General features: G+C 68.2%; 14 protein-coding genes and 1 tRNA gene. 7 read left to right on the top strand and 8 right to left on the bottom strand.

Features of this window, described 5'->3' with window-relative positions; genetic code table 11:
* Window positions 1-2: 2 nt before the first annotated feature.
* Window positions 3-413, top strand: a complete 411-nt coding sequence (locus tag ACIBHX_RS27750) for a VOC family protein (protein WP_397070196.1) — start codon at window positions 3-5, stop codon at window positions 411-413.
* Here the strand turns inward: ACIBHX_RS27750 and ACIBHX_RS27755 are convergent.
* From ACIBHX_RS27755 to ACIBHX_RS27770, 4 genes are read right to left on the bottom strand one after another with little or no spacing between them, the layout of a single operon-like run.
* A complete protein-coding gene (locus tag ACIBHX_RS27755; RefSeq protein ID WP_397070197.1) occupies window positions 410-1,360 on the bottom strand; it encodes a cation diffusion facilitator family transporter in 951 nt (316 codons plus the stop codon). The two genes, ACIBHX_RS27750 and ACIBHX_RS27755, sit on opposite strands and share 4 nt — an antisense overlap.
* Before the next feature lie 60 nt (window positions 1,361-1,420).
* On the bottom strand, window positions 1,421-2,581 hold the full coding sequence (locus ACIBHX_RS27760; RefSeq protein ID WP_397070198.1) for a hypothetical protein: 1,161 nt from the start codon (window positions 2,579-2,581) through the stop codon (window positions 1,421-1,423).
* Window positions 2,582-2,626: 45 nt separating this feature from the next.
* Complete coding sequence (locus tag ACIBHX_RS27765; RefSeq protein ID WP_397070199.1) at window positions 2,627-3,025, bottom strand: ArsR/SmtB family transcription factor; 399 nt, start codon at window positions 3,023-3,025, stop codon at window positions 2,627-2,629.
* Between the two features lie 26 nt (window positions 3,026-3,051).
* On the bottom strand, window positions 3,052-3,438 hold the full coding sequence (locus ACIBHX_RS27770; protein ID WP_397070200.1) for a response regulator transcription factor: 387 nt from the start codon (window positions 3,436-3,438) through the stop codon (window positions 3,052-3,054).
* Window positions 3,439-3,555: 117 nt separating this feature from the next.
* Between ACIBHX_RS27770 and ACIBHX_RS27775 the strand changes: the two genes are divergently transcribed.
* The 3 genes from ACIBHX_RS27775 (at window position 3,556) to ACIBHX_RS27785 (ending at window position 6,074) form a co-directional block, all read left to right on the top strand.
* Window positions 3,556-3,627 (top strand) — tRNA-Arg (locus ACIBHX_RS27775).
* A 1,012-nt stretch (window positions 3,628-4,639) separates the two neighbouring features.
* Window positions 4,640-5,197: a hypothetical protein gene (locus ACIBHX_RS27780; RefSeq protein ID WP_397070201.1), complete on the top strand. Its 558-nt coding sequence runs from the start codon at window positions 4,640-4,642 to the stop codon at window positions 5,195-5,197.
* 484 nt (window positions 5,198-5,681) lie between these two features.
* Window positions 5,682-6,074 carry a hypothetical protein gene (locus ACIBHX_RS27785; RefSeq protein WP_397070202.1) on the top strand — a complete coding sequence of 131 codons (393 nt, stop codon included), beginning with the start codon at window positions 5,682-5,684 and terminating at the stop codon, window positions 6,072-6,074.
* A 46-nt stretch (window positions 6,075-6,120) separates the two neighbouring features.
* Here the strand turns inward: ACIBHX_RS27785 and ACIBHX_RS27790 are convergent, their stop codons facing one another.
* The 4 genes from ACIBHX_RS27790 to ACIBHX_RS27805 all read right to left on the bottom strand — a co-directional run bounded on the left by ACIBHX_RS27790 (window position 6,121) and on the right by ACIBHX_RS27805 (window position 8,890).
* Complete coding sequence (locus tag ACIBHX_RS27790) at window positions 6,121-6,642, bottom strand: TrmH family RNA methyltransferase (RefSeq protein ID WP_397070203.1); 522 nt, start codon at window positions 6,640-6,642, stop codon at window positions 6,121-6,123.
* Between the two features lie 51 nt (window positions 6,643-6,693).
* Window positions 6,694-7,050: an MBL fold metallo-hydrolase gene (locus ACIBHX_RS27795; RefSeq protein WP_397070269.1), complete on the bottom strand. Its 357-nt coding sequence runs from the start codon at window positions 7,048-7,050 to the stop codon at window positions 6,694-6,696.
* 168 nt (window positions 7,051-7,218) lie between these two features.
* Window positions 7,219-7,539: a hypothetical protein gene (locus tag ACIBHX_RS27800; RefSeq protein WP_397070204.1), complete on the bottom strand. Its 321-nt coding sequence runs from the start codon at window positions 7,537-7,539 to the stop codon at window positions 7,219-7,221.
* 142 nt (window positions 7,540-7,681) lie between these two features.
* Window positions 7,682-8,890, bottom strand: coding sequence for an FAD-dependent monooxygenase (locus ACIBHX_RS27805; protein WP_397070205.1), 1,209 nt, complete (start codon window positions 8,888-8,890; stop codon window positions 7,682-7,684).
* Between the two features lie 116 nt (window positions 8,891-9,006).
* Between ACIBHX_RS27805 and ACIBHX_RS27810 the strand changes: the two genes are divergently transcribed.
* The 3 genes from ACIBHX_RS27810 (at window position 9,007) to ACIBHX_RS27820 (ending at window position 13,470) form a co-directional block, all read left to right on the top strand.
* A complete protein-coding gene (locus ACIBHX_RS27810; protein WP_397070206.1) occupies window positions 9,007-10,881 on the top strand; it encodes a histidine kinase in 1,875 nt (624 codons plus the stop codon).
* A gap of 77 nt (window positions 10,882-10,958) precedes the next feature.
* On the top strand, window positions 10,959-11,564 hold the full coding sequence (locus ACIBHX_RS27815) for a response regulator transcription factor (protein ID WP_397070207.1): 606 nt from the start codon (window positions 10,959-10,961) through the stop codon (window positions 11,562-11,564).
* 4 nt (window positions 11,565-11,568) lie between these two features.
* A complete protein-coding gene (locus ACIBHX_RS27820) occupies window positions 11,569-13,470 on the top strand; it encodes a histidine kinase (RefSeq protein ID WP_397070208.1) in 1,902 nt (633 codons plus the stop codon).
* The last annotated feature ends 10 nt before the right edge of the window (window positions 13,471-13,480 follow it).

Below are 13,480 nucleotides of genomic sequence, written 5' to 3' on the forward strand. Positions count from 1 at the left end.
ACATGGACCTCAGGCTCTCGCACTGTTTCCTCGCCGTCGACGACCACGACAAGGCGATCGCCTTCTACCACGACGTGCTGGGGCTCAAGGTACGCAACGACGTGCAGTTCGAAGGCATGCGCTGGGTGACGGTCAGCCCTGTGTCGCAGCCCGAGCTGGAGATCGTGCTCGAGCCGCCGAGCGCCAACCCGAACGCCTCGGCGTCCGACCGTGAGGCCCTCTCGGAGCTGATGGCCAAGGGCATGCTCGGGCGGGCCGTCTTCCAGACCGACGACTGCGACGCCACGTTCGAGCACATCCTGGTCTCGGGGGCCGAGGTCGTGCAGGAGCCCATTGACCAGCCCTACGGCGTGCGCGACTGCGCCTTCCGCGACCCGGCGGGCAACCTGCTGCGCTTCACCCAGCAGCGCTAGCCGGCCTTGTGCGTCGGCCCGTGCGGGTCGGCGCAGTGCGCCTGGCTCTCCCCGATCGTCAGTACGGCCGGCGCCGCGTGATCCACCTGGAGCGTGGTGTGCTCGATGCCGTAGGTGTCGTGCAGCATCCGCTCCGCGGCCTGCCGTACGGCATGGCAGTCGGCGCCGGGGTCGACCAGGATGTGCGCCGACAGCGCGGCGTAACCCGAGGTGACCTCCCAGACGTGCAGGTCGTGCACCTCGGTGACGCAGTCGAGGGCGGCGGTCTGCTGCCCGATCTCGGAAGGGTTCATCCCGGCGGGCGCGGCCTCCATGAACACCCGGCCCGAGTCGCGCACCAGCCCCCACCCGGCCTTCAGCATGAGCCCGGCCACGACCAGGGCGGCGATCGCGTCGGCGCGCGCCCAGCCGGTCCACCAGATGATCGCGCCGGCGATCGTGGTGGCGATGAAGGCGAACAGGTCGTTGAGTATGTGCTGGTAGGCGCCCTCGACGTTCAGGCTGGCCCGGTTGGCCCTGGACAGCAGCCAGGTGGCGCCCACGTTGACGGCGATCCCGGCCAGGCCGGTGGCCACCACGTAGGCGCCCACGACCGCCGGCGGCTCGATCAGCCGGGCCACGCCCTCATAGATGAAGTAGGCGCTGAGCAGCAGCAGCGTGATGCCGTTGACCTGGGCGGAGATGATCTCCGCCCGCTTGAGCCCGTAGGTGAAGCCGCCCTGCGGAGGCTTGGCCGCGATCCGCATGGCGATCAGCGCGAACACGATGGCCACGGCGTCCGTCAGCATGTGGCCGGCGTCGGAGATCAGCGCCAGCGACTGGGCGATGACGCCGATGACGACCTCGACGGCCATGAAGCCGACGATCAGCGCCAGGGCTCCGCCCAGGTAGCGGCGGTCGGCCTCGGCGCTGACGCCGTGGCCATGACCGTGACCGTGCCCGGACATCGCACCTCCACACTTGAACGACTCTTCATATGTGAGTGTGTCGGCCCGGTCGCCGCCGTGTCAATCTCCGTGCAGGCCGTCCGGGTCGCAGTAGTCGACCTCGTCCGTCGGGTAGAACGTGGCCACGATCAGCTCCCGTTTGAACCGCCCGCCCCTCGGCACGTCCTCGGCCGACACCTCGTAGGCGAACTGCTGCATCGCCCGCAGCTGCTTGCCTGCGATGACGACCGGCATCCGCACCAGATAGATCGCGCTGAACGGGCAGCAGTAGTAGCTCCCGTACGGCTGGCCGCGCTCGTTCGTGGCGAAGGCGATCGTCCCGGCGCGCAGCGCGGCGTCGATCTCCGCCTGGACGCGCAGCGTGGCGACCGGATCGGGATCGTAGTCCCACATCTCCTTGATCGCCTGGCGGGCGCGCGGGTCGGCCTGCCAGGTGTGGCGCTTCTGCGGATCGGTCAGGCACCACGGATCGAAGCCGGCCGGGTCCACCCTGGGTACCTGGGCTGGCGGGGCGGCCTGCCGTACACCGGTGTAGGAGGCGATCAGGCTGGGCATCGCGATGAGCTGGCCGAGGTGGTAGTAGAGCTCCAGCGCGCGCTGCAGGCGCTGCTCGATGGCCTCGTGCATGCGCGGGCCCGGGTCGTTGTGCAGCAGGCCCTCGGCGTAGTCCGCGGCGGTGGCGGCCTCGGCGGCGAGCTGGCGCAGCCGCTGCAGGCTCTCGCGGTCCCACGTCGTGGCGCGCTCCTCGAAGCCGCCGAGCGCGACCTCGGCGTGCAGGCGGATCGCGCGGGCGGCGGCGAGCATGCCGTTCAGGTGTGGCAGCGGGCAGGGGTCGGCCTCCGCCCACGCGGGCAGGTCGGCCGGGAGACGCAGCTCCTTGTCGACGCGGTAGGCGGGGTTGCCCGCGGACTGCCTGGCCCGCGAGACCCAGCCCTCCACCTGGGCGAAGCAGGCGCCGACCTGGCGGGCGGTGACCGGCGGCACGTATCCGGCCGTGCCGGGATCCGCGGCGTAGTCGGCGTCGAGCAGGTGCTCGCCGATCGACTGCAGGACGAAGGCGTTCCACGTGCACAGCCTTCGCGAGGGTAACTGCTCGCCCGCCGCTTCCAGCTGTTGGAGCTCGGCGTAGACGATCCCGCCCGCGCGCCGGTAGGCCTCGAGCTCGTCGGCGCGCACCTCTCCCTTGAGAGCCGCGGCCATTCTGGTCTTCAGCGTCGCCATGTGCATCCTTCCGCCCCGTGATCCGTCTCACGTAGCGTAAGACGATCACTCCTGGCGTTCTGGGTGAATTGCCTGGGTGTGTTCGGTATGTGCCACAGCCAGGTCCAGGAGCATGCGGACGTGGGCGTCGTCGAGGCGGTAGTAGGCCATCCGGCCCGCGCGCCGTACGGACACCACCCGGTGGGCGCGCAGCAGGCGCAGGGCGTGGGACGTGGCGGACTCGCTCAGGCCGCTGACCACGGCCAGGTCGCACACGCACAGCTCGCCCTCGAGCAGCGCGAGCAGCAGCCGCAGGCGGCCGGGATCGGCCAGCAACCCGAAGACGTCGGCCGTGTCGGCCAGGTCGGTCTCGGCGGGCATCCGCGTGCTTACCGCGGCGACCCGCTCGGCATCGACGACCCGGGTGCTGCAACTCTCGATCGGGGCCACGTCTGCTCGCTTCATAAGAAGACCTTACGGTGCCGGTCTTCCTAGTCGCGGGTACGGCCGGCCAGCTCGCGGACCACCTGGATGAGCTCGGCGGGATCGAACGGCTTGGTGAGGTAGGCGTCGACGCCGATGCCCAGGCCGCGCCTGCGGTCGTCGTCCTGCGCCCGGGCGGTGATGAGGACGACCTTGATGTGGCTGGTCGCCTCCCCGGTGCGCAGCCGGTGCGCCGTCACCCACCCGTCCAGGCAGGGCATCATCACATCCAGCGTGACGACGTCGGGCCTGACCTCCTGCACGCGTTCCAGGCAGTCCTGCCCGTCGGTGGCGGTCTCGACCTCGAACCCCTCCAGGGTGAGATTCACCGCGATGAGCTGACGGATGACCTCGTCATCGTCCACGACCAGAACCCTGCCCAGCACCTCGCCCACGGCCGCCAAGCTAACCGGTACCACGGTGGTCACGCGCGGTTTTCGACGGATGTGTTCCCGGACCTTTATCGTGGTGCCGAGTGGTGGCCGAGTACTGATAGCCTTGGGGACCGTTGGGCCCCCTTAGCTCAGGGGATAGAGCACCGGCCTCCGGAGCCGGGTGCGTAGGTTCGAATCCTACAGGGGGCACCTCTCGTCGATCAGGCGAAACACAGCAATGACCTGCGGAAACGCGGGTCATTTTGCTTTCCGGCGAGTGCCATCGTGTGCCACGGTTTTCGAACGTATGCCACTGGTTACGCACCAGGGACGCACCGATCTTGTGGGCCTATCGTGGGCCATGATCACTGCGTTGGTAGCGGTAGCGGGTTGAGATCACCTGGCGGGGCCGTTCGCCCGCCCGCCTTCGACCCCGCGCTCTACCGGTTGCGCCACGCTGCGGAGTGCGGCATCAACCTGCTCAAATGTAATCGAGGCATGGCGACCCGCTACGACAAGCTCGCCGTCCGCTACGAAGCCGTTGTCACCATCGCTGTGATCAACCAGTGGCTCAACGCCTTATGAAACACGGCCTAGTCGCGTTCCGGCGCCGGCATGGCCGCCCGGCGAGATGGGGGTGTACGGGTTCGTACGAGAAACGTGACTTCATCCGGTCGGCCCGGACACCCTGGTCCTACCGCACCGAGGGAGTGCTCGCGGCTACCGCCGTCGCGGGCCCAGCCAGGAAGGAACATCGGAGTAAAAGACAGCCGGCTGCCGTGCAACTCTCGCCGCCGCAATAGGCAGAGCGACGATGACAACTAACCCCAGAACAAGGAGCACATGATGCGTTTCAGTCAGACCCTCGCCCTCGTGGGGGTAGCCGCGACGATAGGGACGGCGATCGCGATCGCCGCGCCTGCCAGGTGGGAGACGCCGCTTCCTAAGGCTCCCTCTCTGGCCGCTGACGCTCCAGGTAGTTGGGTCTACCACGCCTGAATCAGGAGAGCGGCCATCGTCACGGCGACGTCCAGAGCCCGCCGATCTACATTCCGTACTAGGCCGTGTGTCATAAGTCGCGGAGCCACTGGTTGATCGCGGCGATAGCGACCTCACAACCATTTTGAAACACGGCCTAGTCGTTCGGGCAAATAGATGGCGGTACCGACGGTCCTGCACAAAAGGTCACGGATGTCAATCGTTTCGGTCCGAACCACAAACCATGGACGACTGCCTCGCGGTATTTGATCCTCGGGACATCGCGAACCCGGCAGCTGTCACCTCGAAAGGAACTGTGATGTTGGTTGCCCGCAAGGCACTCGCCACCACGCTAGCGACCCTGGCCGCGAGCGCAGTGGTAGCTTCTGTCGCCCCGCACGCATCAGCCACCAGCACCATCGCCACGGGGACAGGTTGTCGAGCCGCCTATAATGACGCCCTCGGCTACACCCTGCGGCCGTGCATCGGCTACGACAGTTACAACAACATCGCCATGGCTTACAGCACCGGTGGCGGTGATCAATTTACCTGGTTTGGCGGACCTGGAGCTGCCACCCTGGTACTTACGCTCTATAAGCAGAATTCCTCGGGTGGGTGGAATCAGGTCAATCAGGTCACAGAATCCTACACCGCGTTCCCAGGCACTCGCGTGTACAATTCCACGTTCTACCACTACTCCACCGGCTGGGGTCGGTATTACATCGCCGAGTCGTACGTCAAGAATGGCGTGTCACACGACAATATTCAATCCCCCGTCATGACGCTGGCGCCGTGTTGTTAAGGCCAGGCGCCAGCGCGACACGTAGGCGTCGGCGGCCGGCCTTGAACACGTCCGCCACCGTGGAGCATGAGACGAGGCCGGTGGCCGCATACGTGGGCCGACCTGCTTGGCCGGCGTCCGGTTGGACGGCGTTCCCGCCCACAGCCGCAACTCCCCGAGTGGAGCGATGAACTCGGTCAACTCGGGGACCGGACCCGTGCCCCGCTGTTCCACACGACGCCTCCCGATACCTGGAGCGGTACTCCCTGCAGGAGGATTCCAATGCCGGGAGTGTACGGACCTGCGTTTCGTGTAATTCGGTTGGTCTAGAGGTCCGGGCCGGGTGAACGTGCAGGTCGGCATGGGGCGGCCTGCTCGACGGGGTGAAATGGTCTAGAGAAACCATTGCTCGTAGGACACGGCGAGGACGGCTGTCCATAACGTTTGATCGCTGCCGGGCGGAACTGGGGCGCAGGGCAGTAGGGCAGATCCAAGGAGGAACCAAGTGAAGATCAAGACAGGTAGGCGAGTCGCCTCCGCACTCGGTGGAGCCGCGTTAGCGCTCGGTATTACGCTCGGAACAGCCGGCACCGCGAACGCATGGACTGCTGATTGGGAGACAGTGGACGACGGTCACGGCGTCGGCATCTACAACGGACCCAGCAGCACGAGCGGCAAGCATGGGTTCCACGACCTGTACACCCCCGACGAGGTCTACCTGATCTGCTGGATCCGGGGCGAGGACATCGCCAACCAGGGCAACGTCTGGTATCGGACCTCGGAGGTCTATTATTACCGCATCGGCTCGTACAACCTCTGGGGCAACTACTACGTCTACGGCGCGTACGTCGACAACTACTATGCATTCCACCACAGGCTAGACGAGTGCAAGAGCTGAACAACTGAGAGACCGGGCGGCGGCCGGAGCGCTCCGGCCCCCTCCGTCACACCAGCCCGGCCAGCCGGTACAGCACCAGCGACCCGGCGACCGCCACGTTGAGGCTCGCGCCGGTGCCGATCATCGGGATCTCCACCGCGACGTCGAGCAGGCCGAGCGCGTCCGGCGGGATGCCCTCCCGCTCGTGCCCGAGCACCACGACGGTCCGGCCCCGGGCCGGCGGCAGGTCGGCGAGCCGGACCGCCTCGTCCGCCAGCTCCACGCCGACGATCGTGGTGTCCTTCCGGGCCCGTTCGCGCGCCAGCCAGGAGACCTGATCGGCGGTGTAGTGGACGCAGGCCGGCTGTCTCAGGGTATTGCCTCGGGCCAGCGCCTCTGGCACCCAGGGATAACGTGGCACCGCAAGGCACGCACCGACGGCATCACAGGTGCGTAGCAGAGTTCCGAGATTGACCCCGTACATGGGCCACAGCGGAGCGGCGATCAGGTGGTCCCAGCAGCTGTGGGCCTTGCGCCGACGTTGGCCGCGCAGATCGTCGCGGGTCTTCACCCGCACCGGCGCGCTCATCCGATGACGGAGGCACGCTCCGTATCCATAGTCTTCGAAGACTTCATACGATCACTCTACCGATGTCATGCCGCACGGCGAATGCCTTCGACGATCGCGTCCGCCAGTGTCTGCGTCGGTGTCGGTGTACCCGACCTCGACGATGGCGAGGTCTTTGCCCTCGAGGGTGAACCGGTTGTCCGGCACCGTGACCGCGGTCACCGGGGACTCCGGAATGCCCGGGAAGACCTTGTCCCAGACGAACGGCCGCGCGGCGACGTTGACGTGCATCTGGCCGATCGTTCCCTCGGTCGCCACGACGCGTGCGCCGAACCGTTCCGCCAGCAAGCCGGTGTTGAACCAGTGATCGCCGTGACCGTGCGTGAGCAGCCGCCAAGAGGGGTGCGGAACCCGCGTTTCACGCCTGATTCGGGTTAAGGCAGGTCAGAGTGCTAGCGTGCTAGCCCGCTGGTAGATCCACATTCGGGCTGCTAGCGGAGGTGCTAGCGCTAGCGGGGAGGGGTGCTAGCGCTAGCACCCTTCGGGGCTTCCAGGGGGCGGAATCGCCTACGGTCTGCGACTCTCGAACATGGTCCTCTAGGCCCTAGATCGCTCGTAGCCGAGCCGGACGAGCTCGCCGTGGACCCTGCGGTATCCCCAGGCCGGGTTCTCCCGCGCCAGGCGCACGACCAGGTTCCGGATCTCCTTGCTCGTCCTCGGGCGGCCGGGCCGGTTCGGATACGTCCAAGCGTGTCGGACCAGGCGGCGGTGCCAGGCCAGCAGCGTGCCAGGCGTGATCAGCCGGTGAGCGCGCAGGACGGATGGTAAGAACCGCGCCAGCGCAGCCAGGATCGCCCGATCCGGTCTCGGCCGGGCTACCTGACGCCGCAGCACCGCCACCTCATGCCTGAGCACCATGATCTCGACATTCTTGGCTATCTCACTTCGGCCCAGTAGCGCCAGCCAGCCGAACCGTGACCAGATACAGGAGACGGAGAGACACAGAAACTAATCTTGCCCTGGACCGCCACCTCGGTCGACCCGCAGGTCACGCCAATTGTTAGGGGGTGACGGTCTGGTCCCAGTCGATGAGGTGGCGCTGCACGGCGCCGAACATCTGCTCCGCCGTGGGAAAGGCCGCGAGCGGCGGGGCGGCCTCCTGCTCGCCCGCCTTCTGCTTGTTGGTCCTGGCCGCGGCCGCGGCGATGGCCTCCACCCTGGGACGGCGCAGGTTCTCGTAGGCGGCGAAGGCGCTCGGCGCGTCGGGCAGGTCGCGCAGGCAGCGGGCCAGCTCGATAGCACTCTCGATGGCCAGCGACGCGCCCTGGCCCGAGCTGGACGAGGGCGCATGGGCCGAGTCGCCGACCAGCACCATGCGGCCGCGGTGCCAGTGCGGCACTGGCGGCATCATCTCCATCGGCCCAGTGATGAACATCGTCTCGGGGTCGCTGTGCTGGAGAAGGGCCTCGGCGGGCGCGTCGGCGGCGTAGAGGTCGCGCAGTTGCTTCAGCCAGTCGGCGGCCGGCACCTGGCGGGCCTCGGCCACCGTCATCGGCTCCTGGCTCGGCAGGCTGCCGAACCACACGATGCGGCCGTCGGGCGCGCCCCAGCAACCGAGGAAGGCGGTGCCGAAGGTGAAGTACATGACGCCGGGTTCGAGCCGCACCCCGCTGCCGGTGGCGTAGCCGCCGAAGCTCAGCACACCGCCGTATTCGGGTCCTGGCGCGTCCTGGTCGATCAGCGTGCGGACCGTGGACCTGATGCCGTCGGCGCCGATCAGGACGTCCGCGGTGGCAGTGGTGCCGTCGGCGAAGTGCGCGGTGACGTCGTCAGAGGTCTCCTCCGCGGCGACGAGCCGCTTGCCGTGCTCGATCCGGATGCCCTGGGCCACCGCGTGGTCATGCAGCACGCGGAAGAGGTCCGAGCGGGCCATGGCCTGGCCGGCGGGCAGGCCGTCCAGCCCCGGGGACTCGACAAAACGGTTGCCACGGGCGTCGCCCATGACCATGCCGGGCACCGGCTGGCCGACGGCGCGCACGACCTGGGCCGCCCCGATGATCTCCAGTGCGTTCAACCCGTTGGGCGCCACCATGAGCGCGGCGCCCACCCCGTCCGCGGCGGCCGGATGGGCCTCGTAGACCGTCGCCTCGATGCCCGCCTTGCGCAGCGCCACGGCCGTCACGGGTCCGGCGATGCCGCCCCCGACAACAAGTGCTGTCCTGACTCCGGTCACGTCTGTCTCCTCGATACGTGCGATGGCTGGGGTCATCGCGACTCCTTGGGAATGCGGATCGCGATCAGTGTGAGGCGACGAGCCACCACTCGGACAGTTGCGACATAACTACTTCAGTCGTGAGATATTCACGGGTGACTGCTGGAGGCGGCTTGACCGGTGACGCCGAGGGTGACCGCGCCGAACGCGGGGCGGTCCTGCTGCTCCTCGTCGTGCTGGGCCTCGCCTACCTGAGGGACATGACGGGCCAGATCGAGTCCTACGACTCGTGGAGCCCGGCCCTCGCCGTGAATCTCCTCCTGGTCAGACCGGTCCTGCTGGCGTTCCAACTCACCCACTCGCTGCCGCGCTTCGCCGCCTTCCGCGCCCGCCACCGCTTCAAGACCCTGCCCGTCCAGGCCGTTCTCACGTTCCTGCCGCCGTTCTTCCTCAGCTCCTACACCAGCAACCTGCCAGGCTTCCTGGCAGGCTCCTGCCTCCTGCTGCTCCGGGCTCCCTGGTCGTGGATCGGGTACGGCCTGGCCGTCGCGGGGGTCGGCGCGATCGGCATCCACTCCGACTTCGACGGGCTGACCCTGTCGTACTATGTGATCTTCGCAGCGGTCGGCGGCCTGTGGGTCTTCGGCATCTCGCGCCTCACCGACGTGATCGTCGGTCTGCACCGCCTACGGCGTGCCCTGGTGAAACTGGCCATCGCCCGCGAGCGCCTGACGGTGATCAGCGATCTCCATGGGCGGACGGCGTCCAGGCTCGCCGAGCTCGCCAGGCGCAGCGAGGCCGCGGCGGCGCTGGCCGCCTCCCACCTGGGCCGCGCCAGGCTGGCCGCGTCGGCGATCATCGCCGACGCCAGGATCGCGCTGACCGACGCGCGCGAGCTGGCGAGCCGCTACCGCCGGTCACCCTCCCTCGATCCGCCGCCTACGGTCGGCCCCCGTGACGTGGAGCCGCGGTTCGCCATGATGATCATCATGGTCCTGCTCGCCCTCTCGATCACGTACGACATGAGCTGGATCCTCATCCACCGCCCAGGCCCCGCTCCGGTCGCCACGGCGCTCGCGGGCGCGGTCGGGTTCTTCGCGCTCCAGCTCCGCCACTCCCTGCCCGTCAGCGGGGGCGGACGACCCAGGGGCTGGGTGTGGACGCTCTGCCTTCAGGGCGGGCTCACCTACGCGACGTTCCTCGTCGACGACCTCGGCTGGGTCGGGATGGTGCCCTTCTTCTGCGCCTCCCTGCTCCTGCTGATGCCGCCCCCGTGGTCCTGGGCGCTCTTCGGGGCCGTTACGGCGAGCATCGCGGCGGTCGAGATCGCTCTCGGCCACTACTCTCTCGTCAACATCGCCTACTACCCGCAGGCCGTCGCCGGATTCGGCCTGGCCATGTACGGCACCGCCCGGTTGGCCCGCACGGCCGTCGAACTGCGGGCCGCCCGCGCCGAGGTGGCCCGCATGGCCCAGGTCGGGGAGCGGCTGCGGCTGTCCAGGGACATGCACGACGTGATCGGCTCCAGCCTGTCGGCCGTGCTGGTCAAGGCACAGCTCGCCATGGAACTGCTCGATGGCGACCGGGCGGGGGCCGAGCGGGAGCTGCGCGAGGTGGCGGGTCTGGCCAGGCGCGCGGCCCGCGAGGTCGCGACGCTGAGCGACGCCGACTCCCGGATCTCCCTCGCCGAGGAACTGGTCTCGGCCGGGGCGATCCTGACCTCGACGGGCATCGAGACCGACATCGACACAGCCGTCAACCTGCCACCCGACCTGGACCGCGCCCTGGCGATGGTCGTCAGGGAGGCCGTCACCAACGTCCTGCGCCACAGCAAAGCCAAGCACTGCCGGATCGAGATGGTCTCCAGTCCCGATCTTGTACGGCTGAGCATCACCAACGACGGGGTGACCGCGCCGCGCCGAGAGGGCACCGGACTCGGCAACCTCACCGAACGCCTCGAAGCCGCCGGCGGCCGCCTCGACATCACAACATGGGACGAGTCATTCCTGCTGACTGCCATGGTGAAAACTGCAGATCTTAGGCGATGAAACACCATTTGGACAGGTACGACATAACGACTCCAGTCATGAGATATTCACGGGTGAGATCTCAGACAGGAGGCAGTGTGATCCGGGTACTCCTGGCCGAGGACATGCACATGATCAGGGCCGCGCTGGTCGCACTACTGGAACGGCAGCCCGACATCGAGGTGGTCGCCGAGGTCCACTCCGGCGACTGGATCGTCCCCGCCGCGCTGGAGCACCGCCCCGACGTGGCGGTCATCGACATCGAACTGCCCGGCATGGACGGCCTGACCGCGGCCGCCGAACTGCGCGAACAGCTCCCCGAGTGCCGGACGCTGATCGTGACCGCCTTCGGCCGCCCGGGAAACCTCCGGCGCGCCCTCGCCGCCCAGGCGACCGGATTCATCAGCAAGGACGCTCCTCCCGCCGAACTCGGCGAGGCGATCCGCAAGGTGTCCAGGGGCGAACGGGTGATCGACCCGCAGTTGGCCGTGGCCGCGCTCGACCTGCCTGGTAACCCGCTGACCCCCCGCGAGACCGACGTGCTGCGCCTGGCCGCCGCCGGGACCTCGGCCAGCCAGATCGCCGGGCAACTCTTCCTCTCCACGGGCACGGTGCGCAACTACCTGAGCGCGATCGTGTCCAAGCTCAACGCCCGCAACCAGATCGACGCCATCCGGATAGCCACCGAGTCCGGCTGGCTGTGACCGGGTGACGCAGGACGCCGAGGGTGACCGCGCCGAACGCCGGGCGCTCCTGCTGCTCCTTGTCGTGCTGGGTCTGGTCTACGTGCGGGACATGTTCTGGACGCTCCCTTCGTGGAGCTACTTACTCTCCTCCATGGAATACCTCCTGATCCGGCCGGTCCTGCTGGTGATCCAAGTGATCCACTCGCTGCCCAGGTTCGCCCGGTTCACCTCCCGCTACCGCTTCTGGACCCTGTCCGTCCAAGCGCTGCTCACCTTCGCCCCCACTTTCCTGCTCAGCGACACGGCAGCCGTGCTGCCCGACTTCCTGGCGGGCTCCACCCTGCTGTTGCTCCGAGCCCCGTGGTCGTGGCTCGGCTACGGCCTGACGGCCGCGGGAACGGTGGCGGCCATCACCCGCCTGCACCTCGACGGGCATATCACCGTGCACGCCATGTTCATGATCACGACCGGCGGCCTGCTGGTGTTCGGCATGTCCCGGCTCGCCGACGCGATCGTCCGCTTGCATCGCGCCCGGCGGAACCTGGTACGGATGGCCGTCGCCCGCGAACGCCTGATGATGATCGATGACCTGCACGAGCGGATGGCCGCGCAGCTGGCGGAGATCGTGCGGCGCAGCGAGAACGCGGCCACGCTGGTCGCCTCGCACCTGGGCCGGGCGCGAAACGAGGCAGTCATGATCATCTCGGACGCGAGCAGGACCCTGGCCAACGCGCGCGAGGCGGCCTCCCGCTATCGGAGCACCCCTTCCGTCGGCCAGGTGACGGCCGCCGACCAGGGCGACGCTGAGCCGCGACTCGCCAGGGCGATCATCACGGCCGTGCTCTGCGTGACGATCGGGTATGACGTGGACTACGCCATCACCCACCGGGCGGGAGTGGCCAACGTCGTGATCGCGTTCGCGGGCGCCGCCGCCTTCTTCGTGCTGCAACTGCGCCACTCCCTGCCCACCGGGACAGGCGGCCCGCCCAGGGCATGGAAATGGACGCTTGCGCTGCAAGGAGTGCTCGTCTGCGCTGCGCTTTACATCCAGGGAGGCGCCTGGATCGGGATCGTGCCGTTTCTCGGCGCCTCCATGCTGCTCCTGGTGCCATCGCCTTGGTCCTGGGTGTCCTTGGCGGTCATCATCGCCGGCGATACGCTGCTGGTGAGCGCCATGACCGGCGACACCAGCCTGGGGGTGTTCGCGTACTACCCGGCTGCCTCACTCCTGTTCGGCCTGGGGGTCTACGGGCACGCGCGGTTCGCCCGCATCGCCGTCGAGCTGCGGGATGCCCGCGCCGAGGTGTCCCGTATGGCCCAGGTCAGGGAACGTCTGCGGCTGTCCAGGGACATGCACGACGTGATCGGCTCCAGCCTGTCGGCCGTGCTGATCAAGGCGCAGCTCGCCGTGGAACTGCTCGGCGACGACCGGACGGGAGCCGAACGGGAACTGCGCGAGGTGGCAGACCTCGCCAGGCGCACCGCCCGCGAGGTCGAAGCGCTGAGCGTGACCGGCTCCCGGGTCTCACTCACCGAGGAACTGAGGTGGGCCCGGTCGCTGCTCACCTCGGCCGGGGTCGAGTCCCGGGTGACCGCCGCCCCCGCCCTGCTGCCACCCGAGCTGGACCACGCCCTGGCGATGGTCGTGCGGGAGGCAGTCACCAACGTCCTGCGCCACAGCAAACCGCGCCTGTGCAGCATCGAGGTGGACACAGAGCCCGATCTTGTACGGCTGCGCGTCACCAACGACGGGGCGACGGGACCCTCCAGCGAAGACGAAGACGAAGGCGCGGGCGCCGGACTGGGCAATCTCGGCGACCGGCTCCACGACGTCGGCGGCCGTCTCTGCGTCGAGTTCTCCGGTGAGACGTTCGAGCTGTGGGCCGAGGTGCCGCTGCGCAAACCGGCGGCGAGCCTCCCGTGACACCGGAAGG

Source organism: Nonomuraea sp. NPDC050536 (assembly GCF_044457685.1).
Taxonomy (GTDB): Bacteria; Actinomycetota; Actinomycetes; order Streptosporangiales; family Streptosporangiaceae; genus Nonomuraea.